A 21562-nucleotide genomic window follows, 5' to 3' on the forward strand; every position below is an offset into this window, starting at 1 on the left:
GGCATGACCAGATATCTCCTGAGCAGGCTCGGGCAGTTGGTGATCGTCTTCTTCGGCGCCACGCTGCTCATCTACGCGCTCGTCTTCCTCGTTCCCGCGGATCCGATCGCCGCCCTCGGCGGTGACCGCACGCTGCCCCCCGAGGTGGTGGAGGGCCTTCGGGCGCAGTACCACCTCGACCAGCCCTTCCTCGTGCAGTACTGGTACTACATCAAGGGCGTCTTCTCGCTCGACTTCGGCACCTCCTTCTCCGGACAGCCGGTGTGGGACGTGATGAAGCGGGCCTTCCCGGTCACGGTGAACCTCGCGCTCATCGCGCTCGCGGTCGAGACGATCCTGGGCATCTTCTTCGGTGTGATCGCCGGCCTGAAGAAGGGCAAGCTCTTCGACACGTCGATCCTGTTCGTCTCGCTGATCATCATTGCGGTGCCGATCTTCGTGCTGGGCTTCATCGCCCAGTTCGTCTTCGGTGTGAAGCTGGGCTGGTTCCCGGTCACCGTCGGCGGCAACCTGGACTTCTACCATCTGCTGCTGCCGGGCATCGTGCTCGGTCTGGTGTCGTTCGCGTACGTCGTGCGGCTCACCCGCTCGCAGGTCTCGCAGAACCTCACCGCGGACTACGTGCGGACCGCGACGGCTAAGGGCCTGCCGCGCTCGCGCGTCGTCCTCGTGCACGTGCTCCGGAACTCGCTGATCCCGGTGGTCACCTTCCTGGGCGCCGACATCGGCGCGCTCATGGGCGGTGCGCTCGTCACCGAGGGCATCTTCAACATCCCCGGCGTGGGCGGCACCATCTATCAGGCGATCATCCGCGGTGAGGCCACCACGGTGGTCTCCTTCGTGACGGTGCTCATCGTCATCTACCTCATCTGCAACGTGGTGGTGGACCTGCTCTACGCCGCCCTCGACCCGAGGATCCGCTATGCATGACAAGCACACCTACCCCGGACAGGCACGGTTCGTCGCCGCGGCCGACGACGTCGTGGTCGGCGCGGTCGACGCCGTCGCCAAGGATGTGGAGCCCGCTGGCTTCTGGAAGACGGCGTGGTTGCAGCTGAAGGTCAAGCCGTTGTTCTGGGTCTGCGTCGCGCTCCTCGCGTTGATCCTGCTCGTAGTGCTGTTCCCGTCGGTGTTCGCCTTCGGAAGGGATCCGCACGAGGCATCGCTCGACCGATCGCTCCTTCCGCCCAGCGGTGAACACTGGTTCGGGACGGATCTGCAGGGCTATGACATCTACGCGCGGACCATCTACGGGGCTCGCGCGTCGGTGCTCGTCGGCGTACTCACCACCCTCGCCGTGGTGGTGGTCGGCGGCATTCTGGGCGCCACGGCGGGGTTCTACGGCGGTTGGCTGGACTCCTTGATCGCCCGCCTCTCGGACATCTTCTTCGGCGTCCCGCTCATGCTGGCGGCCGTCGTGGTCATGCAGATGGTCAGCTCGCGCACCGTCTACTCGGTGGTGCTGGTGCTCGCGATCTTCAGCTGGCCGCAGATCGCGCGCATCGCGCGGTCGGCGGCGATCTCGATCCGCAACGAGGAGTTCATCGACGCCTCGAAGTCGTTGGGCTCGTCCAAGGTCCGGACTCTGTTCACCCACGTGATCCCGAACTGCCTCGGGCCGGTCATCGTCGTCGCCACCGTGGCGCTGGGCATCTACATCGTCACTGAGGCCACGCTGTCATACCTGGGGATCGGGCTTCCGGCCAGTGAGGTCTCCTGGGGCATGGACATCTCGGACGGACAGACCCTCCTCCGCGAGGGCACCCCGATCCTGTTCTTCCCCGCGACCGCACTGGCGATCACCGTGCTCACGTTCATGATGCTCGGTGACGTCCTGAGCGACGCACTCGATCCGAAGGCGAGGAAGCGCTGATGTCCGACGAACGCAAGCACGGCCTGAGCAAGGTCAAGGACAAGGTCGCCTCGGCGCTCGGCAAGTCGCCGTCGCCGCTGCTCGAGATCCGCGACCTGGTCGTGGAATTCGAGGTCCAGGGCAAGCCGGTCCCCGCGGTGCGGGGCGCCAACCTCACGGTCTATCCGGGCCAGACGGTGGCGATCGTCGGCGAGTCCGGGTCGGGCAAGTCCACCACGGCCGCGGCCGTGATGGGCCTGCTCCAGGGCACCGGCAAGGTGGCGAGCGGGCAGATCGTCTTCGACGGCCAGGACCTGTCCAAGGCCTCGGAGAAGGACTTCCAGAAGATCCGCGGCAACGGCATCGGCCTGGTCCCGCAGGATCCGAACACGAACCTGAATCCGCTGTGGCGCGTGGGCTTCCAGGTCCGCGAGACCCTCAAGGCCAACAACGCCGAGGAGGGCGACGCCAAGAAGCGGGCGATCGCGCTGCTGGCCGAGGCCGGCATGAAGGATCCGGACAAGCGGGTGAACCAGTACCCGCACGAGTTCTCGGGCGGCATGAAGCAGCGCGCGCTCATCGCGATCGGCCTGGCCTGCCGGCCGAAGCTGCTCATCGCCGACGAGCCGACGTCCGCGCTCGACGTCACGGTGCAGCGCCAGATCCTGGACCACTTGGACACGCTCACCTCCGATCTTGGCACCGCGGTGCTGCTGATCACGCACGACCTGGGCCTGGCCGCCGAGCGCGCCAGCCACCTCGTCGTGATGTACAAGGGGCGCGTCGTGGAATCCGGTCCCGCGCTGGAGATCCTGCAGGACCCGCAGCACGAGTACACCAAGCGGCTCGTGTCGGCGGCGCCGTCGCTCTCGGCCCGCCGGGCCGAGAGCCCGCCCGTCGCCGCCGCGGTGACGGACGTCATGGAGTCGGGTGCGGGCGGGTCGGGCGTCGAGCTGGAGACGGTCAAGGGCGAGTTGAAGGACTCGGCCGCGACTGGTCCGGCGGAGGTCGTGGTCGCCGCGAACCTGGTGAAGGACTTCCCGATCCGCGGCTCGCTGCCGTTCCAGAGCAGCGAGTTCCGCGCGGTCGACGACGTCAGCTTCACTATGCTCCGGGGCACGACCACCGCTGTGGTGGGCGAGTCCGGATCGGGCAAGTCGACGGTGGCCCGCATGGTGCTCGGCCTCCTCGAACCGACCAGCGGCACCGTCGAATTCGACGGCAAGGACGTCACCACCCTCCGCGGCGCGGAGGCGAAGGCGTTCCGGCGGCGGGTGCAGCCCGTATTCCAGAATCCCTACGGCTCCCTGGATCCGATGTACTCGATCTACCGGGCGATCACGGAGCCGCTGGTGGTGCACGGCATCGGCGACAAGGCGTCCCGGCTGGAGCGGGCGAAGGAACTGCTCGAGATGGTGGCGCTGCCTGCGGACACCATGCACCGCTACCCGAACGAGCTGTCGGGCGGGCAGCGGCAGCGCGTGGCCATCGCGCGGGCGCTGGCACTGAACCCCGAGGTGATCGTGCTCGACGAGGCGGTCTCCGCGCTCGACGTGCTGGTGCAGGCGCAGATCCTGACCCTGCTCGAGGGGCTGCAGCAGGAACTGGGGCTGACCTACCTGTTCATCACGCACGACCTGGCTGTGGTCAAGCAGATCGCGCACCAGACGCTGGTGATGGCGGGCGGCAAGGTGATGGAGGCGGGGCCGACCGATCAGGTCTACGACAACCCGTCGTCGGACTACACCCGCAAGCTGATCGACGCCATCCCCGGCGGTTCGATCGAGCTGGCGGGCTGACCCGCAGGGACCGGCGACGAGCGGGCTAGGGTGGGTCGTGTGAACGACCCGCTGAGCCCGCTCGTCGCCGTCCCCGCCGTCGCGGAGGCGGCAGCCGCCGCCCGGGAGGCGCTCGCCACGGTGCACCGTCATCCCGCGAACCGCCGGGAGTGGCGGGCCACCGCGACGGAGTCGTCGCTCCGAGGCGCCCGCGCCTCGGCCGCCCTCGACGGTGCGGCCGTCGCGCTGAGCCGAGACGAGCTGATCAATGATCCGGTGCTCGCCGGGGCGATGCGCGCCTATCAGGCGATCGACGGCGACCTGCTCGACGCCTCGGTCGGGGTGTGGCGGCGCGCGCCGCTGCAGGTGCTCGCGAGGCTGCACACGCTCGCGGCGGCGGACCTCGTCGACGGCGACGACTCCCGGCTCGGCCGGCCGCGCGCCGGCGCGGGGGAGCGACTCGGACTGCTGGCGCAGCTCGTGACCGGCGGCACGGAGGCGCCCGCGCCGGTGGTGGCCGCGATCGTGCACGGGGAACTGCTCTCGCTCCGGCCCTTCGAGGTGGCCGACGGGACTGTCGCCCGCGCCGCGTCGCGGCTGGTGACGGTGGCGTCGGGTCTCGACCCGCACGCGCTCGGCATTCCCGAGACCACGTGGTTGAAGTTCGCGCCCAGCTACGCCGACGCCGCGGACGCGTTCGGGATGGGCGACCCCGACGGCGTGGTGGCCTGGGTGGTGCTGTGCTGTCAGGCACTGGAGGCCGGCGGTAGGGAGGCGTTGGCGCTCGCGGAGCGCTGACAGGGAAATCCGCTGCGGCGGTCCGGTATTCGGTCGAACGGACCCGGACATGCGCAACGGCGACCCGGCCTGAGCTGAGGAAGGGGCACTCAAGGTGCTTTCCTCAGAACGGGTCCGAATCGCCGTTCGCTAGCACGGATCCCGGTTACCAAGCGTGCGTGAGGGTGGGCTGTATTACGGCCTCGGCGTCTACCGGTGGAGAGATCCACTATCCGCGGATCCTGTGCTGACCACTGATTCCCCGGCGACGCAGGCTCACAGCGCTTTCCGCCATAGGTGGCGAGCTCCGCGTGGGTGCCTGGTGTCCGTGCTGGGAGCCTTGACGCTCAGGAATCCCCGACCTTCTCTTCCGGTGAGGATTTGGCTTTGCGCCGCTCCGTGACTCCTTTCTACCCTGTGAGCGCCATCACATCAAGGGGTAGGGCGGAAAAATCTCGAATCAGTTGCTACTGATCGGTATCAGTGCTTCTTGCGGTGCAGCACAAGGTAAGTCGCGACACCGGCTCCCGCGGCCACCACGCCGAGGCCGGCGCTCGCGAGGACCGAATTCCGCGACGGTGTGGGTATCCGGTCGCGCAACGGTGTGGGGTTCGAGAAGGAGACCACGGGCCAGCCGCGCTCCGCCGCCTCCTTGCGCAGGCCGCGATCGGGGTTGACCGCGGTGGGGTGGCCGACGGCGGCGAGCATCGGCACGTCGGTGATCGAGTCGGAGTAGGCGAAGCACTGCTCGAGGTCGTAGCCGTGCTCGGCCGCGAGCGCCTCCATCGCGACGACCTTGTTCTCGCCGTAGCAGTAGAACTCGACCTCGCCCGCGTACTTGCCGTCCTCGACCTTCATCTTCGACGCGACGGAGTAGTCGGCGCCCAGCATCTCGGCGATGGGGCTCACCATCTCCTCGCCGGAGGCCGAGACGATGACCACGTCGTGCCCGCGGGCGTGGTGGCCGGCGATCAGCTCGGAGGCCTCGGCGAAGACGAGCGGGTTCACGACGTCGTGCAGGGCCTCGCGCACGATGGACGTGACCTGCTCCACGTTCCAGCCCTCGCACATCTGCGTGAGGTGGTCGCGCATGCGCTCCATCTGGTCGTGATCGGCGGCTGTCAGCATCATCAGGAACTGCGCGTAGCTCGACTTGAGCACGGCACGACGGTTGAGCAGCCCCTCGTCGAAGAAGGGACGCGAGAAGGCCAGCGCGGACGATTTCGCGATGATCGTCTTGTCCAGGTCGAAGAAGGCGGCGACCCGGCGCACCGGGGCCTCGTCGGGCGCGGTAGGGCTCACGGGAATCAGCCTACCGGTGCGGTGGCGCTGCGCACCCCGCAAGAGCGGAGACCGGATTCCTCCACAACTTTCTCGAATCGGACAGGTTCATCCACAGGAGGAGGCGGGATCGGGCGAACAGGACAGGCTCCGGGGTGACGCTGTGCCCATGCGGGGGATAGAGATCGGGATGGCGGTGGCGGACGGGGCACTGGCCGACGACGTGCGGCGGGCCGCGGCGGCGGCTGCGCGGTCGGTCACGGACATCGACCGGGGCAGGCCCCGCGCGTGCTGGGCATCGGCCGCCGGGCTGGTGCTGGACCTCGCGGCCGCGACGGCGATGGCGGAGGCCGCGCGCGCCGGCGGTCTGCCGCGCCGGGAGGGCGTCGCCCTGGTCGCGGTCGAGGCGGGGATGCCGGAACTGGCGGCGGCCGTCGAGGTGGGGGCGGCGCAGGTCTTCGTGCTGCCCGGGCAGGTGCGTGACCTGGCACGCTTCCTCGCCGCCCGGGAGCAGGACGACGGTGCGCGCTCCCGCGTCGTCGCCGTCGTCGGCGGGCACGGCGGCGCCGGCGCCTCGGTCCTGGCGGCCGCCGTCGCGGTGACTGCCCCGGGCCGCGGGATCACCGCCCTGGCCGTCGACGCCGACCCCTGGGGCGGCGGCCTCGACCTGCTGCTCGGCTGTGCGGACATGCCCGGCCTGCGCTGGGGCGACCTGGCGCTGCGCGGCGGCCACGTGCCGTCCGAGGCGCTGGTCGCGGCGCTCCCGGGGCGTGCCGGTGCCGTCGCGGTGCTGTCGGCGGGCGGGTCGGTCGCCGCGGGGACACGGGACGTCGGTGGCGGGTCACCGTCGAACGCGATCCCGGTCGAGGGCCTGCTCGCGGTCATCGACGCGGGCCGCCGCAGCGTGGGCGTCACCGTCGTCGACCTGCCCCGGCGGGACGACCCCGCGACCTCCGCGTGCCTCGAGGTCGCGGACGTGGTGGTCGTCGTCTCCGCTGCCACGGTGCGGGGGTGCGCCGCCGCGCGCACGGTGGCCGACGGGGTGGCGGGCCGGGCTCGGCAGGTCGGGCTGGTGGTGCGCGGCCCCGCGCCGGGCGGGCTCTCGGCGCGCGACGTCGAGCGGGCCGTCGGGGTACCGCTGCTGGCGTCGATGCGCCCGCAGCCCGGCCTGGCCGCCCAGCTCGACGACGGCGGGCTGCGACTGCGCCGGGGTACACCGCTGGCCGTGGCGGCGGGCCGCGTGCTCGACGGCCTGCGACGGGGTGCGGCGTGACGTCCCCCGACGGCGACCTCCTGGCCCGGGTGCGGGAGCGGCTCGCGCACACGGCAGCGGTGCTCACGCCCGACGTGATGGCGGCCGCGCTCCGCGCCGAATGCGGGGGCGTGTTGGGCGATACGGACCTGCTCGACGGCCTCGCGTACCTCGAGACGGAGCTCGTCGGCGCCGGCCGACTCGAGCCCCTCCTCGCCGATCCGGACGTCGCGGACGTGCTGGTCTGTGGCCCGCGAAAGGTGTGGGTGGACCGGGGCCGGGGGCTCGAGGCCGCGGGCGTCGTCTTCGAGGACGACGACGCCGTGCGGCGCCTCGCCGCGCGGCTCGCGCTGGCGGCGGGGCGGCGGCTGGACGACGCGAAGCCCTGGGTGGACGGGCATCTGCCCGCCGGGCCGGGCGGCCGCGCTGGCAGCGGGATTCGGCTGCACGCCGTGCTGCCGCCCCTCGCGCACGGCGGCACCTGCATCTCGCTGCGCGTGCTACGACCGGCCACCCAGACGCTCGACACGCTCATCGGCGGCGGGGCGGTACCGGGCGAGGTGGCCGGCCTCGTGCGGCGGGTGGTGGCGGCCCGGCTCGCCTTCCTCGTGGTCGGCGGCACGGGCAGCGGCAAGACGACGCTGCTCAACGGCCTGCTCGGCGCGGTGGATCCGGCGGAGCGGGTGCTGTGCGTGGAGGACGCGCACGAGCTCGATCCCGTTCACCCGCACGTGGTCTCGCTGCTAGCGCGGGGCGCGAACGTCGAGGGCGTCGGTGAGGTGACGGTGCGGGACCTGGTGCGCCAGGCGCTGCGGATGCGGCCCGACCGCATCGTCGTCGGCGAGGTGCGCGGGGCCGAGGTCGTCGATCTGCTCACCGCCCTGAACACCGGCCATGACGGTGGTGCCGGCACGGTCCACGCCAACTCCCCGCGGGAGGTCCCGGCACGGTTGGAGGCCCTGGCGGCGCTCGGCGGCCTCGGCCGGGCAGCGCTCCACGCCCAGCTGGCCGCGGCCTTCTTATCTGTAGCTACTTGCTGGCCGTCTCGCTCTGTAGCGGACGGTGTTCTGAGGTGAAGCAGTGTACGTCTGCGTCGGTGTTATCTGAGCTGTAGTGGACGGTGGTGGGGGCTGTCGTTGCTGAGCTGTTCTTCCCAGTGGTTCCAGTCGTCTCCGTCGGGGTGGGTCTCGCCGAGGGCGGTGCGGTGGCGTGCGCGTTCCTGAGCGAACCAGGCTTCGGCCCAGGGCGGCAGCACTGTGACTCCGTCGTAGAAGTCGTCCCGGATGTTGTGCTCGGTGTCGTTGGGTAAGTCGCGATTGGTGCTCACTCTTATTGGACGCATCGGCTTGGTGATCGGTTCCCCTGCCTTCTCCTCGGCCCGGTCGGGCCGTCGAGTTTCGAGTGGTCGCGTTGCGGCGTGTCCGAACGGCAGGATCGTTACCCCCTCTGCAAGATGGACAGCAAGTTTGGTAACGACTTCTGGGGGCGTCATGGTGCGAATCGAGGGACTGCGTCCGAGGGCGCCGCGAACGCAGGCGCTGCGGATGCTGCGGCCGCACATGGTGCCGATCGCCGCGATCGCGCTCGCTGCGGATGAGGCGTGCACGCAGCTGTGCGAGGCGCTGTACTTGGATCCGGCGTCGCGACGTCGGTACGACTCGAAGTCGCGGGGCCTGCTGACCGCGATGGTGTGGTCGGAGGGGCTGCGCGAGTGGACCAACGAGGTGAACCCGCCGCAGGTGCGGCTGCATGAGCCGCACAATTGGACCGAGCTGATCGTGCACGGCAACCTGCACGTGAAGGTGGAGCGGGACACCCCCTGGAGGCAGGTATCGCAGAGCGAACGCCAGCGCCTGCGTAAGCAGCAGTGCCAGGATTACACGCTGCCGTTCGACGTGGTCAGTACTGCCGAGTTCGCGGTGACCAACGTCGACCTATCGGGGACGCTCAACGACGCGAACCGGATCACTGGGGTTCAGGCCCGCACCCGCCTCGGTGAGCGGTATCTGTGGGCGCCGCATGAGGTGGATATGGACGCTGCGCGCCGCATGCTGGTGTCCTGGCGCCGGCGGCGGGTGCCGTGGTTGATGACCTCCGATCGTGCGTTGGTGCTGGCTGCGACGGACGAAGCCCGTGAGGAGGCGGCTCGGCTGCGTGCCGAGAATGAGGATCTGCGGGACCGGCTCTTCCGCGCCGAGGCTGACATCGCCGTCCTGACTCGACGTGCCGGCCTGGTCGCGGAGCGCAGCCGTTTCGAGATCCCCACCAACCCGAACGCCGCCGAGGGCACCGCAGCAGACGATTAGAAGCTGGGCGTACCTCCCGGCCGATTCCCGGTGGGGCTGGTGTGACGGCAGAGATTACCGGTGTGCGGGGAATCATTGCGTGGTGTTCGGCACGTCAGCGTGATCGGTGTGGGTGGGAAGGTCTACGATTCTGGTCATGGGAACGGTGACGGATCTTGATTCGCGGGCATCGCGTTCGCCGCTGTCGACCGGCCGCGGCGCGGTGGCCGCGACGCTGACCGCCACTCGGGAGCGCCGCGGGCTGACCGCCAAGCAGGTCGCTGACGCCCTGGGGCGATCGCCGAGTTACGTCTCGCGCGCTGAGAGCGGCGACGGATCAATCAGCGGAGCGGACCTGACGTTGTGGGCGCAGGTGCTCGATGTGACCGAGGAACTGCTGTGCACGGTGTTGCCGCAGGAACCGCCTGAGGGGGTGCACTTCCGCAGTCAAGCCGTCACCAAACGGTTGCAGGACAGGCTGATTCAGCACGCGAACTTCGCGGGCTGGATGCTCAATCGGCTCCATGAGGACACGCTCGCGACCGCGGTGCATCCGCGGTCGGTGCCGCAGTTGGATGTGGACCTGCTCGACGAGGGCCCGGAGGAGGCCGCCCAGCTGGTGCGCAAGGCGTGGCGGCTGCATGGCCCGGTCTCCGATGTCGCTGGTCTGCTCGAGAGTGCCGGGATCATGATCTTGCCGATGCCCTCCGATGTGGACAAGGTCGACGCGATTAGTGTCCGCACCACCGGCCCGGTGACTGCGGTGATTCTGCTCAACCCCGACACTCCGGAGGATCGGCAGCGGCATACCCTCGCGCACGAGCTGGGGCACCTGGTGATGGATGAACTGTCTGGTGTGTCGTTGGGGCTCAAGGAGATCGAGAACCGTGCGGATCGGTTCGCCGCGGAGTTCCTCGCCCCGTACGGATCGTTGCGCGATGAGCTGCGGGGGATCACGCCGGCGCGGATCGATGCCCTCGATGATCTGCGGCGCCGGTGGGGTGTGAGCTTGTCGGCGTTGGTGCGTCGCGCGCACGTGCATGCCGACATCACTGAATCGCAGTATCGGTACTGGTTCCGTACCCTCAACGCCCGGAATCTGCTGCGGGACAAGCGACGCTCGACGTACCCGGTCCGGCCGCAGGCGGCCGCCGAGTTCCTGACCTCGTTGCGTAGCAGCCGCTACGCCGTCGCCGACATCGCCGCGATCACCGCGACCCGACCGCGGGAACTGCAGGACGTGTTCGGCGACTCGTGGCCGTTCCCGCGGCTGCGACCGCAGCTGAGCAGCGTTTAACCCATCCAGCTCGTGCGGGTCGTCCGCCGGAAGTGGCGTCCGGCACCGTTACCTCCTGATGCAGTGCACTCGGCCGCCGCGACGTTGCGTGAGCACCAAACCGAGCAGGACACCGCCGCCGGCGGCGAGGTGCGCCGGCGCATCATCTGCGATGACGGTGTGATCGCACTCGGCAGGATCAAGGTCGCCAGGCGTCGAAAAGCTCGCCGCACCTATGCTTTCCTGATCTGGCGCGAGCGTGGCCGTCGCCGCGAGCTGATGCTCGGCGAGGTGGTCGCCCGCACTTTCCCGGCCAACTTGCGTGACGCCTGGGATCTGGTGCACGTACATAGACTCACCACCCGCGAAGGGCGCCTGGCCTGGCCGCAGATCCGTGAACAGCTGCGCGCGGAAGCGCTCGACTGCCCCGGCGGTGAACGCTAGAGTCGTCCGCGCCGTGAGCCGCGCCTTCGCAGTTGTCCACGGCCGGCGCCAGGCACGTGTGATCTCGCGGTCATTCCCAGTAGGCGCGCCAGTCGAGTTCTTCGCGGATCTTCTCTTGGTGCAGCTGTGGAGATGCGGGTGTGAGCACCACGTCGGGGTGCGGTTCGGCGAAGAAATCGCCCTGCCCCCGGGCTGATTGGTGAGCGCCGGTATCGATGTAGCAATATCCCTGCCCTGATAGAGACGCTGGGGATTCGGCGAGCCCGAGGTAGTGCAGTACGTTTCGGGCCACCGCGGCGGCGCCGTTTTTGGCGAAGATGGCGGCCTTGGGGAGGGGCCTGTTCGTGGGGGAGGTGACTGCGGAGAGGTCGCCGATCGCCCATACGCCGCGGTGGTCGGTGAGCATGGAAGCTCGGTCGACGGGAATCCACCCCGGTGTGTCCAGTGTTAACGCGGGTTCGTGCGGTGGGACGAAAACCAGCAGGTCGAAGGTGACGTGCTCGCCGTTGGTGAAGTGCACGGTCTTGGTTTGATGGTCCACTCGTTCGACCTGGTGTTGTGGGTGCAGGTCGATTCCTGAGGCTCTGACGCGCTTGGCCAGTTCCCTGCCGACATCGGGTCCGGCGGACGGCATTGGCTGCGGTTCCGGGGTGTACACAGCGATATCTGTATTGTCCCGCACGCCGCGTTCGGCCAGGAGATCTGCCGCGAGAAAGGCGCCCTCGTAAGGTGCGACGGGGCAGCGGAAGGGCATCGATGCGACGAGGAAGACCAGTCGGCCGCCCGGGAACGCGGTCAGAGCGCGGTGGGCACGTGCGGCGTCGGCGGTGGCGTAATAGTGCACGGCGACGCCTGCGTCTGCCGCCTCCTGGAGACCGGGCACTCGATGCGTCGCATTGCGGGCACCCAGCGCGAGCACGAGCGCATCGAAGTCCACGCGCTCACCGTCGTCGAGGATGACGGTGCTGTCGGCGACGTCGACACCGGAGACAGTGCTGCGCACCGTGCGAATTCCGGTGAGGTTCTTCTCGGACGGTCGGATGGGAACGCTCGCTGGCGTGCGCCAGCCTCGCATCACCCACGGCAGGGTAAAGCCAAGGTAGTGCTCGAAGTTCTCGTCGACCAAGGTGATGTCGGTGTTGTCGAGGGGAGCGCCCGATTCGCGCAGCTCCTTGATCACGCTGAGCCCGCCAATCCCGGCGCCGGCGATGACGATTCGTTTGCTATTCATGATCTCGATTTGCTCCGTTCTCAGAGGTGGCTGTTACTAGGGTGTGCAAACCGTTGTACGGATGCGAAGGTCTCGACGGTGGCGAGTGTTTCGAGAGCGGTGAGCAAGTCGCGTGCGGCGGTGGGGGCCGGTATCGCGGTGAGCACGGGACCGTGGAAGACGGTCTCGCCGATCCCGATCAGGGGGCTTCCTGCGCTTTCGCCCGCGGCTTCTTGACTGAGCGTATGTGCATCGCGCACCGCGGCGTCGAAGGTCGGGTCGTCGATGCTCGAGATGTGGTGTGCGGGCAGGTCGAGCTCCAGTAGCATTTCTCGCACTGACTGATCGTCGATCGTGCCGCCGTCTCGGTGGTACTGGTCGCTGAACGTTCGCAGGGCCTGCCACATCCGCTCGCTGTCTAGTTCGCGCGCCAGCGAGGCGAACAGTCTGCCCGCCGCCCGGGAATCCTGCATCCGCTTGCGGGCAGGTTCGGGTAGTTCGCGTCCCTCGTTGAGGAGGGCGAGACTCATCTGTTTCCACTGTAGTTCGTTGGGATTGTCGACAGCGGCCAGCAGCCACTGTGCGGTGGTCCACGAGTACGGGCACACCGGGTCCAGCCAGATTGTGAGGGCAAGCGGTCGGTTCACTGTTCTCTCCTTCAGTTGTTCTCCACTGGATTGATCGCTGGTCGTAGCAAGTCCACTCTGAGCGGCGGCCTACCTAGAACGCCTTTCCGGATCGCATCCCTGTCTTCGTGAGAAGCCTCGCTGCTGGGCAGAACCCGGTGAGACTTGATTGAATGAGGTTCACCGAGACAAACAGCGCCAGGAGGATCCACCAGGATGACGCGGTGACGCTGAGGGCGACGCCGGTCAGGTTCAGTGTTCCGGCGAGGAGCAGAACTGCTCGGTCGATGGCGAGCTTGCGCATGGTGGGTGGCCGTTCCCTGTCGGTCGGAGTGGTAGAGATTTCAGGTGGTTAGAACCAGCGCCGTTTGGGACGCGCACCGGAGGCGTCGGGGTGTCCTGGGCACCAGCTTTCGGGTGGAACGGTGCGGCGGACTGCATCGATGTGGCTTCCGCATCCGGCCCAGGTGATCTTGTCGCAGGTGCGGCATCGAGTGGCGTGACACATTGCTGGTTTCGCTCCTTGACAGACTGTTGGGCGGTGTTGGTGACCTCGCGGAAGCGTTCGCGCCGGATGCGACCGCGAGGTCGCCAAGGGGGGTGTTGGGGATATCGCTCACGCGGGTTCCCTCGGGTGTCGGTCAGTCGGGTACTAGTCATGGGCGAAGCTGATGTTCGGCAGGACTTTGGCGAGCCAGGCCGGGCAGGCCCATGCGGCGCGGCCGGCCAGACGCAGTGCGACGGGGAGCAAAACGAGGCGGATGAGGAAGGTGTCGAGGAGAACCGCGACGCCGAGGATGACGCCCATCTCCTTCGGGGGCAGCGGCCCGGACAGGGCGAAGGTGAAGAACACGGCGACCATGACGCCCCCAGCGGCGAAGATCACGCGACCGGAGTGCGAGACAGCTCCGATCATCGCCTCTTTCGGGTCACCGGAGCGTTCCCAGTGCTCCTTGGCGGACGAAAGCAGGAACACTGTGTAGTCCATGGCGATCGCGAAGATCATCGCGAAGAAGAAGACCGGTGCCCAGGCGTCGAGGAAGCCCTGCGATTCGAAGCCGAGCAGGCTTGCGCCGATGCCGTCCTGGAACACCAGGCGGGCCACGCCGAATGCCGCTGCGGTGGACAGCAGGCTTACCCCGGTGCCGATCAGAGCGATCAGCGGCGCCCGTAGCGCGACCAGCAGCAGAGCGAAGCCCAGCAGGAGGATGACCGCGATCACTATCGGGGTGGAGGTGTCGAGTTGGGCCTTCAGGTCGAGGTTCTCCACTGCCGCGCCACCGACCAAGGTGCCCTCGGGAAGGTCGGAGCGGAGCCGGTCGACTGTCGCGGTCAGGCTCGGGTCGGAGGGATCGACCTTCGGCACCGCGGAGATCAGCGACAGGCCGCTGTCATCTGTTGCGGCGACGGGCGGCATCGCGCCGGCGATTCCCGCATCACCGGCCAGCACCTGGTGCGCCTGTGCTGCGGTCGAGGACGGGGTGATGATTTGCAGTGTTCCAGGAGCGCCGGGGCCGAAGGCTTGCTTGACCTGGTCGTAGCCGACTCGCGCGTTGGCATCGGACGGTAGCACCGCGATCGATGGCATCGCGGTCTTCAGTCCCGCCAACGGGATCGACAATGCGATCAGGATTGCTAGTGCGGCAGCGCCCCAGGCGAACGGACGCTTCCACAGCCGCTGTCCCCATCGCTCGAACACGGGTGAGTGGTGCTCACCGACGCGGGCCCACGGCAACGCGAGCGCGTTGATCCGCGCATCGAGCTTGACCAACACCAGCGGCAGCAGGGTCAGCGTCGCAGCGAGGACGAACACGACCGAGAGCATGATCCCACCAGCCATCGACCGGAACGACGGTGAAGGCACCAGCATCACCGCGGACAGGGAGATCAGCACGGTGACCCCGGACAGCAGCACCGCCTTGCCGGCGGTATTCATCGTCTGCGTGATCGCCTCGCGCGGCGAAGCCCCCTGCCCGAACCGGGCCGCCCGGTACCGCACCACCAGGAACAGGGCATAGTCGATGCCCAGCGCGAGGGAGAACATCATCGCGAAGTTCATCGCCCAGATCGACACCGGCACGATCTCGTTGATCAGCACCAACGCACCGGCCGAGGCCACCAACCCGGCCAACGTCAACAGCAACGGCAGACCGGCGGCGACCAACGTACCGAACGCGATCACCAGGATCGCCAAAGTGACGGGCCAGGAAAGCATCTCCGAGGTGAGCATCGCCTCGAGGTTCGCGGCGTTGAAATCCGACCACAGCACCGACGAGCCGGTCGGATTCACCGACACCGTCTCCGTCGATAGTGCACTGAGCGGCCCTTTGAGATCGGTCGCAGCCCGGACCATTTCATTCGTATCGGCCCCTGCGCCGGCGAGGACGATCGCCGTCTTGCCGTCCCCGCTCAGTGTGGCGCCCGGCTGTGGCGCGACGACCTGGGCGATCCGCGGATCCGCTCTCAGCTCGGAGGTCACCCGCTCCAGGATCTGAGGCCCTTGACCTTCGGTCAACGCCGCGGTGTCGCTGTGCACGACCACCTGGATCGCGTGGCTGGCGTTGCCACCGAAGTGTTTCTGCGCCAGCTCGCGCACCTGCACCGACTGCGAACCATCGGCCTGCCAGCCCGCACCGGAGAGGTTCTTCTCCACGAACGGCGCGAAGATCCCGAGTCCCACAACCAGCAGCACCCACACTGCTGTGACAACCCGGCCGTGCCCGGTCACCCAGACGCCAAGACGCCCCAACGCGCCGGTCAACGATGACCTGGGCGTGCCAGGAGCCGATTCTGCCGTATCTGTGACTGTCTCGGGCATTCCATCACTCCTCAAATAACCCCCGAGGGGGATGTGTTGTCCCGAAGTTAACATCCCCCTAGGGGGTTATGCAATACTGGATGCGGTGGCCTTTAGGTATTCAAGGAAGATGAGCCCATGAACGAATTCACGATCACTCGACGAGCGCTATGTGTGCCGTATGCGCAGGCCGCGTTAGATGTGCGAGAAGGCTTGGCGCGCATCGACGGCGGCGCTCGGTGAAGGTTCCAGAGCAAGCCGCCAAGCCCATCCTCACCAGGCTCAAGCGCGCACACGGGCACCTCGCCACCGTCATCCGGATGCTCGAAGACGGCCAAGACTGCGAAGACGTCCTCACTCAACTCGCCGCCGTCAACAAGGCCCTCGGACGCAGCGGATACGCCCTCGTAGCCACCGGCCTCCAACACTGCATGAGCACCGAAGGCCCCGAGAACGTCGACCAACAGAAACTCGAAAGGCTCTTCCTGGCGCTCGCCTAAGTCGACCGCCACTGACGTCAGACCGCGATATGATCCGGTGGGCGATTCGTCGGCCCCGCAGCCTCGCGAGGGTGCTTACGCTGGCCGCCGTAGAGTGCGCTCGCTGGCGGCAATACCCCCGGGGAGGGTTCGCTCAGTCCGGGGACAGGTCGTCGATCTCGCCGTGCAGTCGGGCGATCGTCGCTTCGTGCTGCTTGATCTGCCGGGTCAGCTCTGCGATCTTGGCGTCCTTCTGTTGGATCCGAAGATGCATGGCCGCGAGGACACCGGTCGCCGGATCCGCTGCGGCCGCTTCGTGGCCGGCAGCAGCTGGCGGCGGGGTCGCTGCGGTGCGTCGCTGGCGGTGAACCTTCGCCAGCAGCTCCTTGTGCCGGTAGACGGTCGAGCGAGCCAGCCCGGCCCGCCGCGCGACGGCCTGGACGTTGATGGTTTCCCCGTTGCGGCGCATCGCCTTGAGTGCCTTTTCGATACTGCGCTGCGATGCCTCGGACCGGAGCTCGGCGCTCGCGGCTAACGCGGCACGAGAGGCTTCGTTGGCGCTCACGCGCCGCCGTCCTCACCGGCGGTATCGCCGCCGGGATCGACATTGCTGCCATCGACTTCACCGGCTCTACCGTCAGCCGGTGTGCTGCCCGCGGCAGTGTCCGCAGCGCGGCCTGCAGCGGTGCGCAGGGCTGATTCGTGGCTCCCGCGGGTCTGGATCTGCAGGATCGGCAGCCGATCGGCGGCGCCGGCACCGGTCACCGTCCCTGCAGTGTGGCTGTGCTCGTCCTGGCCCGTGCGGCCCTGGCCTGCGCAGCCTTGGGCCTCGGCGGTGAGCCGGGTGATGATCTGCTCGAGCGAATGCAGCTCCCGCAGCCGTTGGTGCACCCAGATGTTGTCGTCGGTCAACGCCCGTCCAGTCCGGGCGTGGAACTGCTCACGACGGGCCTGCAGCAACGCGGTCGTGGCCGCGTGCTGCGAGCGCAGTTCGTCGAGGTGGGTTGCGTCGGTGGCGAAATGCCCACAGGACAGGCAGGCGTTGCCCTTGTCGCAGGTCTTCACCGGCGGCAGCAGGCACACCCCGTTGGGCAGGACCCGGTCGGTGCGCTTGGCCAGCTGGGTCATGTCGTAGATGTCGCTGGGACTGAGCGCGATATCGACGCCACCGGCGCCGATCTTCTTGTGCTTGAGGAACTCCGCCTCCGACGTCGCCGCCAGCGTGGCGGCGTACCGGAGCGTCATCTCTGGGCTCTTGTGCCCGAGGTAGCGCTGCACCACGTGCAAGGGCACCCCGTCGTTGAGCAGCTCGGTGGCGCGGGTGTGCCGCAGCCGGTGAGTTTGGGTGAACCGCAAGGCCCGCCCGGTGCTGTCGGTGAGTCCATGGATCCGATCGAGGTTGCTCAGTGCCTGCCGGTAGCTGTTGTAGGGGCGGTGCCGGCGGCCCTGGTGGTGATCGCGCAGCGGCACGAACAGATACCGCGGTGACCAGTCCGGGTGCTGCGCGGCGAGCCAGGCCCGCTGCTCGGCGATGACGTTGACCACGGCCTGCTCGATGAGGATCGTCGGGATCACCCCGTCGACCTTGGTCTGCTGGTACCGCAACTTCGCCACGAACACCCCGCTGTCACCGTCGTCGTCGCTGGCCACAGTCTCCTTCCCCATCCCGTCCCCGCTGGTAACCCTGTTCGCGGGGTGCTCTGCCGGGTTGGCGGGTGGGCGTTCGAACCCGGGGATCGGCTCGATCGGGTCGACGTCGAGCATGAGGATCTCCGAGGCCCGCCGGCCGGTGAGGGCCTGCAGGAGCCAGATCCGTGCCGCCTGCGGGTCCCCGAGGCCGGCGACGAGGGAGACGGTGCCGTCGGGGTGGGTGAGCGTGACGTGGCGGCCGCGGTCGGTGGCGAGGACGTCGAGGTAGCACAGCATCCGCTGCAGATCGCCGGTGCTGTACCAGGTCAGTTCCCGGTTCCTCGGTGTGGCGCGGCGGCGGAACGCCGGCCCCCACAGGCGGGTGTGCGCGGGGCCGACGTCGCCCCAGCGGGCGATGCCGGTCGCGGCGGCCGCCTCGCCGGCGTGGTCGACCATGAACGTGTAGAACACCTGCGTCTGGGACACGGTCGCTTCGATCGCCGAGCCGGTCAGTCGTCGGTTCGGGCGGGCGGAGGCGGCCGGGCTGCGCAGCCACGCGGCGAACTCGGTGAAGATCATGCGCAGCTGCGCGGGGTCGTCGGCCAGGACCGGGTCGTCGGTGTGCCCGGTGTCGGTGAGGAATCGTCCCAGGTGCCGGGTCGCCATCCTCGAGCGTTCCACCGCGGAGGACCAGCGCAGCAACTCCGCGGTGATGGACACGCGCAGCCAGAACCGCACCCCTTCGCGCAGCCACCCCGGTTCGATGCCGCCCAGGCGTGCGGCCATGTCGTGGCTGGGTTCGTGTTCGCGTTGCGGGATCCGCGGATCGACCCGCAGGTCCCAGATGTCGTGCTCCCACCAGGAGCGGTCGGTGCACCGCACCGACAGGTACAGGTGCAGCTGCTCGATCAGATGCGTGATGCTGCGACGAGTGTTCACCGGCGGGAGCCGCTTGTTGCGGGCCTCATACGCGAGCAGGGCGTGCCGCAGCAACGCCGCCGACGTCAGGTCGGTGATCGACACCGGCGGATGCCCATGCTCCTTAATGAAGCTCTGGGTGGCGAGGGAGATCGCCTCGCAACACCACCGCAGGTACGCCGGTTCGATCTTGCCGATCTGGTCGGTGGCGCACAGCCACACGAACCAGGCCACCTCCCGGGCGAACCGCGGCGGGCAGCCCTGCGGAGTGAAGTCCAGACGACGGCCGAGATAGCGCGAGTTCTGCCGGAACACCTGCCGGTGCTCGGGCGAGTCGATCTGGTAGATCGGCTCCCGCCACGCCGTCGGCACAAGGGCGGCTTGCGCCTGCCAGGTGAACGCGGTCGCCGCAGCCGCGGACAGCCGCGGCGCAGGCTCAGGGGTGGTCATCGTGCAGGCCTTTCCATCCGGCGACGTAGTTGCGCCACTGTGCGATCGACCGCATCTCGGCGTCTTCGGTGACCCACCCGTAGGTCGAGAGGGTGGTCTGCACATCCGCGTGACCGAGCCTGCGCATCACCACGTGCGGAGCGACACCGGAGAGCAGCAACGCCGTCGCGTGGGTGTGGCGGAGCCAGTGCGGCGTCCACCCTGGCTGCAGCACCCGCTGCCCGGGCTCTGTATCGGTGTGGGCGCCGTTGTTGGGGTGGTTGCAGCGGCGGGTGATGGACCGGACCGCCGCGTACACCGTTTCCGGCCGCATCGGCGCGAACCGGGTGCCGTGGGTGAGGTTGACGAACACGAAATGCGTACTGAAACCGGGCACTTCCAGATCAGCGCTGTCGTCGATCAACGCCCACACGTACTCCGAGTACAGGGCCGCCAGGTCGTCGCCGACGTAGATCCGCCGCGGCCCGGTCTTGCATCGCACCTCGTGCGGGTGGTCCTGGCGGCCGGCGACCTCCACGTACGGGGTGCCACCGCCACCGATGTGGAAATCGTGATGCCGCACCGACAACGCCTCACCGAGCCGCATCCCGGTCTCGGCGAGGATCGCGAACAGCAGCCGGTTCCGCAGCCCAGGGCCGGCGCCGGACCAGCGGGTGCCGTCATGGGTGGCGCAGGCGTTGAGGATCGCGGTGACCTCCCGCGGCAGCAGCACCGGGGTGGCGGCCCGGTTGGGTTGCCGTACCCGGTAGATCGGGTGATCGGTGGGGTGGCTGGGGCCGACACCGTCGAGGAACCCGACGTACCGGGACCGTCGGCGCCACTGCCCGTGCGAGGTGAACAGCTTCTCGTACGGGCCCAGCAGATGGTGCGCATCGGCCTGGAACCGGTAGAAGCTGAGCACCGCAGTCGCCCGCAGCTGCACCGTCGCTGTCGACGATCCGCCGACGATCTCGGGGCCGATCCGCCGGGTCCCGGGCAGATCCCCCGTCCGCAGGAACGTCAGGAACTGCCCGAACAAGGTGGTGGGGAACTCATCCCACCGGTGCCCGCTGTGATCGAGCACCGTCCACCACTGCGCCAAACCCGCGGCGTAGGCGCGGACCGTGTTCGGTGACGCCGCGCTCGCGGTGAGAAACCGCAGGTACTCCCGGGCGGGTTTGATCGGCCGGTCCAGCTCGTCGACCACGATGTACGTGCCCGGCCGGTCCGGGAACCGCACCCGCTGCACCTTCGCCACCGCTCGCGTCCCTGCCTGGTTCGTCTCGGGTCAGGCTCGCCGGGACCGCTGCTGGAATCGCCGGAAGTCGATCACATCCGCCGAACCGTCACCGGCACCCCGGTCCTCGCCCCGCGAACCCGCGGCGGCGTCGACGGCCGGCGCAGAGGGAGCCGCGCCGGAAGAGGTGGGGGAAGAGGAGGGGGGGGACGAGGTGGTGGAGGGGGCGGGCCGCTGCCCGACCAGGAAATCGGCGAGGATATCTCCGGGGAAGATCAGGTCGTAGGTCGCCAACAACTGCGGTGACTGCACGGAAAATCCCAGCTCGATCCACTTGCTCAGCAACCGCGGCCGTTCCACGGCTCGGTCGTCCCAGCCCGGCTCGGTCCGGCCCCAGGTCCGCCCGGTATCCGGGTTGACCCGTTGGTAGAGCTGCTTCTGCAAGCTGCGGAACCGGTCGTCGTCGAGCACGCCACCGGTGTGCAGGTGCCGTAGCAACGCGCCGATCGAAATGCCCCACTTCTGCTTGACCGGCACCAACGACATCAGCGACGGCGTCCGGGACACCTCCTTGCGTACCTGCGCCAACGGGGCGAGCAACTCCGAGGCGAACCGCGAAGCCTGCTCCTCCTTGTCCTCAGTGACATCGCCGCTCCAGTGCAAGCTCAGGTGGCCCAGCTCATGGGCGAGAGTCCACCGTGTCCGCTCCCAGGAAGTCGACTGCCTCACGACGATCAGCGGTCGCGCCTTGAACTCACCGACCCGTGTCGAATACCCGAGGTGCTTCTCCGATGCGGCTGCGCCGCCGTCGCGCAGGGTCGCGGCAGCGAGCATCCGTCGCATCACGATCGGCACACCCGCGTGCTCGATGTTGTGGGTCAGGTAGTCGATAGGCTCGTCCCGGCCCACACCGAGCGCATCACGTACCCGCCCGGCAGCCTCCGCGACCGGCACCGACGGATCGACCATCGGGATCTTCACCGCCGGCAGCTGCCACCGTGAATGCAGCTCGTCGAGGAACTCCCCGACCATCGAAGCGAAATCCGTCAGATACTCCTGCTCAGTCTTCGTCGTCGACTGCGGCGCCCGAAACAGCAAGTCCGATGGGTGGATCCGCATCGGCGGCTCCGTGGTGAAGAACCGTGGCGGGAATCGCAGAATCGTCGTCAACGCCTCCAGTTCACCGGTACTGATCTCGCTCGTGATCGACTTCTCCAAGCGGGTCAGTCGCGCCGCTGACGGCCAATTCAACTCAGCTGCCAGCGCTTTCGCGGTCATCTTCCGCATGATCC

General features: G+C 68.4%; 20 protein-coding genes. 10 read left to right on the forward strand and 10 right to left on the reverse strand.

Annotated elements, in window-relative coordinates; all coding sequences use genetic code 11:
• The first annotated feature begins 3 nt into the window (after positions 1-3).
• The 4 genes from WFK95_RS11960 to WFK95_RS11975 are packed head-to-tail and all read left to right on the forward strand — an operon-like array spanning position 4 to position 4428.
• Positions 4-930 carry an ABC transporter permease gene (locus WFK95_RS11960; RefSeq protein ID WP_224650675.1) on the forward strand — a complete coding sequence of 309 codons (927 nt, stop codon included), beginning with the start codon at positions 4-6 and terminating at the stop codon, positions 928-930.
• Positions 923-1873, forward strand: a complete 951-nt coding sequence (locus tag WFK95_RS11965) for an ABC transporter permease (protein WP_336670852.1) — start codon at positions 923-925, stop codon at positions 1871-1873. The genes WFK95_RS11960 and WFK95_RS11965 overlap by 8 nt, the downstream gene beginning before the upstream one ends.
• Positions 1873-3651 carry an ABC transporter ATP-binding protein gene (locus WFK95_RS11970; RefSeq protein WP_336670853.1) on the forward strand — a complete coding sequence of 593 codons (1779 nt, stop codon included), beginning with the start codon at positions 1873-1875 and terminating at the stop codon, positions 3649-3651. The genes WFK95_RS11965 and WFK95_RS11970 overlap by 1 nt, the downstream gene beginning before the upstream one ends.
• Before the next feature lie 39 nt (positions 3652-3690).
• Complete coding sequence (locus WFK95_RS11975; RefSeq protein ID WP_224650681.1) at positions 3691-4428, forward strand: oxidoreductase; 738 nt, start codon at positions 3691-3693, stop codon at positions 4426-4428.
• Between the two features lie 459 nt (positions 4429-4887).
• Here the strand turns inward: WFK95_RS11975 and WFK95_RS11980 are convergent, their stop codons facing one another.
• Positions 4888-5718 carry an HAD family hydrolase gene (locus WFK95_RS11980; RefSeq protein ID WP_374201360.1) on the reverse strand — a complete coding sequence of 277 codons (831 nt, stop codon included), beginning with the start codon at positions 5716-5718 and terminating at the stop codon, positions 4888-4890.
• Positions 5719-5857: 139 nt separating this feature from the next.
• Here WFK95_RS11980 and ssd point away from each other — a divergent pair, with 139 nt between their 5' ends.
• Together ssd and WFK95_RS11990 are read left to right on the forward strand one after the other, a co-directional pair.
• A complete protein-coding gene (gene ssd / locus WFK95_RS11985; protein ID WP_336670854.1) occupies positions 5858-6961 on the forward strand; it encodes a septum site-determining protein Ssd in 1104 nt (367 codons plus the stop codon).
• Positions 6958-8016, forward strand: coding sequence for a TadA family conjugal transfer-associated ATPase (locus WFK95_RS11990; RefSeq protein ID WP_336670855.1), 1059 nt, complete (start codon positions 6958-6960; stop codon positions 8014-8016). The genes ssd and WFK95_RS11990 overlap by 4 nt, the downstream gene beginning before the upstream one ends.
• 23 nt (positions 8017-8039) lie before the next feature.
• On the opposite strand, the gene WFK95_RS11995 is transcribed toward WFK95_RS11990, so the two are convergent.
• Positions 8040-8432, reverse strand: a complete 393-nt coding sequence (locus tag WFK95_RS11995) for a hypothetical protein (RefSeq protein ID WP_139184128.1) — start codon at positions 8430-8432, stop codon at positions 8040-8042.
• 52 nt (positions 8433-8484) lie between these two features.
• Here WFK95_RS11995 and WFK95_RS12000 point away from each other — a divergent pair, with 52 nt between their 5' ends.
• The 3 genes from WFK95_RS12000 (at position 8485) to WFK95_RS12010 (ending at position 10945) form a co-directional block, all read left to right on the forward strand.
• Entirely contained in the window at positions 8485-9246 is a 762-nt protein-coding gene (locus WFK95_RS12000) for a hypothetical protein (protein WP_139184129.1), read from the forward strand.
• Positions 9247-9382: 136 nt separating this feature from the next.
• Positions 9383-10522, forward strand: a complete 1140-nt coding sequence (locus tag WFK95_RS12005; RefSeq protein WP_082756331.1) for a helix-turn-helix domain-containing protein — start codon at positions 9383-9385, stop codon at positions 10520-10522.
• Positions 10523-10585: 63 nt separating this feature from the next.
• A complete protein-coding gene (locus tag WFK95_RS12010; protein WP_068564970.1) occupies positions 10586-10945 on the forward strand; it encodes a hypothetical protein in 360 nt (119 codons plus the stop codon).
• A 70-nt stretch (positions 10946-11015) separates the two neighbouring features.
• On the opposite strand, the gene WFK95_RS12015 is transcribed toward WFK95_RS12010, so the two are convergent.
• From WFK95_RS12015 to WFK95_RS12030, 4 genes are all read right to left on the reverse strand, one after another.
• Positions 11016-12176, reverse strand: a complete 1161-nt coding sequence (locus WFK95_RS12015) for an NAD(P)/FAD-dependent oxidoreductase (protein WP_068564972.1) — start codon at positions 12174-12176, stop codon at positions 11016-11018.
• Positions 12177-12196: 20 nt separating this feature from the next.
• On the reverse strand, positions 12197-12802 hold the full coding sequence (locus WFK95_RS12020; protein WP_139184130.1) for a DsbA family protein: 606 nt from the start codon (positions 12800-12802) through the stop codon (positions 12197-12199).
• Positions 12803-12875: 73 nt separating this feature from the next.
• Complete coding sequence (locus tag WFK95_RS12025; RefSeq protein ID WP_082756333.1) at positions 12876-13085, reverse strand: YgaP family membrane protein; 210 nt, start codon at positions 13083-13085, stop codon at positions 12876-12878.
• 348 nt (positions 13086-13433) lie between these two features.
• Positions 13434-15599 carry an MMPL family transporter gene (locus WFK95_RS12030; RefSeq protein WP_082756334.1) on the reverse strand — a complete coding sequence of 722 codons (2166 nt, stop codon included), beginning with the start codon at positions 15597-15599 and terminating at the stop codon, positions 13434-13436.
• 218 nt (positions 15600-15817) lie between these two features.
• On the opposite strand from WFK95_RS12030, the gene WFK95_RS12035 reads away from it, so the two are divergent.
• Positions 15818-16078 carry a metal-sensitive transcriptional regulator gene (locus tag WFK95_RS12035; protein ID WP_068564978.1) on the forward strand — a complete coding sequence of 87 codons (261 nt, stop codon included), beginning with the start codon at positions 15818-15820 and terminating at the stop codon, positions 16076-16078.
• A 133-nt stretch (positions 16079-16211) separates the two neighbouring features.
• On the opposite strand, the gene WFK95_RS12040 is transcribed toward WFK95_RS12035, so the two are convergent.
• From WFK95_RS12040 to WFK95_RS12055, 4 genes are read right to left on the reverse strand one after another with little or no spacing between them, the layout of a single operon-like run.
• The gene (locus WFK95_RS12040) at positions 16212-16622 is read right to left on the reverse strand and encodes a DUF6262 family protein (RefSeq protein WP_139184131.1); all 411 of its coding nucleotides are present in this window, start codon (positions 16620-16622) and stop codon (positions 16212-16214) included.
• The gene (locus WFK95_RS12045) at positions 16619-19054 is read right to left on the reverse strand and encodes a tyrosine-type recombinase/integrase (RefSeq protein ID WP_231857570.1); all 2436 of its coding nucleotides are present in this window, start codon (positions 19052-19054) and stop codon (positions 16619-16621) included. The genes WFK95_RS12040 and WFK95_RS12045 overlap by 4 nt, the downstream gene beginning before the upstream one ends.
• Complete coding sequence (locus tag WFK95_RS12050) at positions 19041-20291, reverse strand: tyrosine-type recombinase/integrase (protein WP_068564982.1); 1251 nt, start codon at positions 20289-20291, stop codon at positions 19041-19043. Before WFK95_RS12050 ends, WFK95_RS12045 begins: the two co-directional genes overlap by 14 nt.
• Positions 20292-20321: 30 nt before the next feature.
• Positions 20322-21548 carry an ImmA/IrrE family metallo-endopeptidase gene (locus WFK95_RS12055; RefSeq protein ID WP_231857571.1) on the reverse strand — a complete coding sequence of 409 codons (1227 nt, stop codon included), beginning with the start codon at positions 21546-21548 and terminating at the stop codon, positions 20322-20324.
• Positions 21549-21562: the final 14 nt, after the last annotated feature.

It is taken from the genome of Tsukamurella sp. USMM236 (assembly GCF_037148755.1).
Taxonomy (GTDB): domain Bacteria; phylum Actinomycetota; class Actinomycetes; order Mycobacteriales; family Mycobacteriaceae; genus Tsukamurella.

Coding starts and splice junctions, on each gene's coding strand:
- WFK95_RS11960 (WP_224650675.1), top strand. CDS start 4: ATGACCAGATATCTCCTGAGCAGGCTCGGGCAGTTGGTGATCGTCTTC.
- WFK95_RS11965 (WP_336670852.1), top strand. CDS start 923: ATGCATGACAAGCACACCTACCCCGGACAGGCACGGTTCGTCGCCGCG.
- WFK95_RS11970 (WP_336670853.1), top strand. CDS start 1,873: ATGTCCGACGAACGCAAGCACGGCCTGAGCAAGGTCAAGGACAAGGTC.
- ssd (WP_336670854.1), top strand. CDS start 5,858: ATGCGGGGGATAGAGATCGGGATGGCGGTGGCGGACGGGGCACTGGCC.
- WFK95_RS11995 (WP_139184128.1), bottom strand. CDS start 8,432: ATGACGCCCCCAGAAGTCGTTACCAAACTTGCTGTCCATCTTGCAGAG.
- WFK95_RS12000 (WP_139184129.1), top strand. CDS start 8,485: ATGCTGCGGCCGCACATGGTGCCGATCGCCGCGATCGCGCTCGCTGCG.
- WFK95_RS12005 (WP_082756331.1), top strand. CDS start 9,383: ATGGGAACGGTGACGGATCTTGATTCGCGGGCATCGCGTTCGCCGCTG.
- WFK95_RS12015 (WP_068564972.1), bottom strand. CDS start 12,176: ATGAATAGCAAACGAATCGTCATCGCCGGCGCCGGGATTGGCGGGCTC.
- WFK95_RS12025 (WP_082756333.1), bottom strand. CDS start 13,085: ATGCGCAAGCTCGCCATCGACCGAGCAGTTCTGCTCCTCGCCGGAACA.
- WFK95_RS12030 (WP_082756334.1), bottom strand. CDS start 15,599: ATGCCCGAGACAGTCACAGATACGGCAGAATCGGCTCCTGGCACGCCC.
- WFK95_RS12045 (WP_231857570.1), bottom strand. CDS start 19,054: ATGACCACCCCTGAGCCTGCGCCGCGGCTGTCCGCGGCTGCGGCGACC.
- WFK95_RS12055 (WP_231857571.1), bottom strand. CDS start 21,548: ATGACCGCGAAAGCGCTGGCAGCTGAGTTGAATTGGCCGTCAGCGGCG.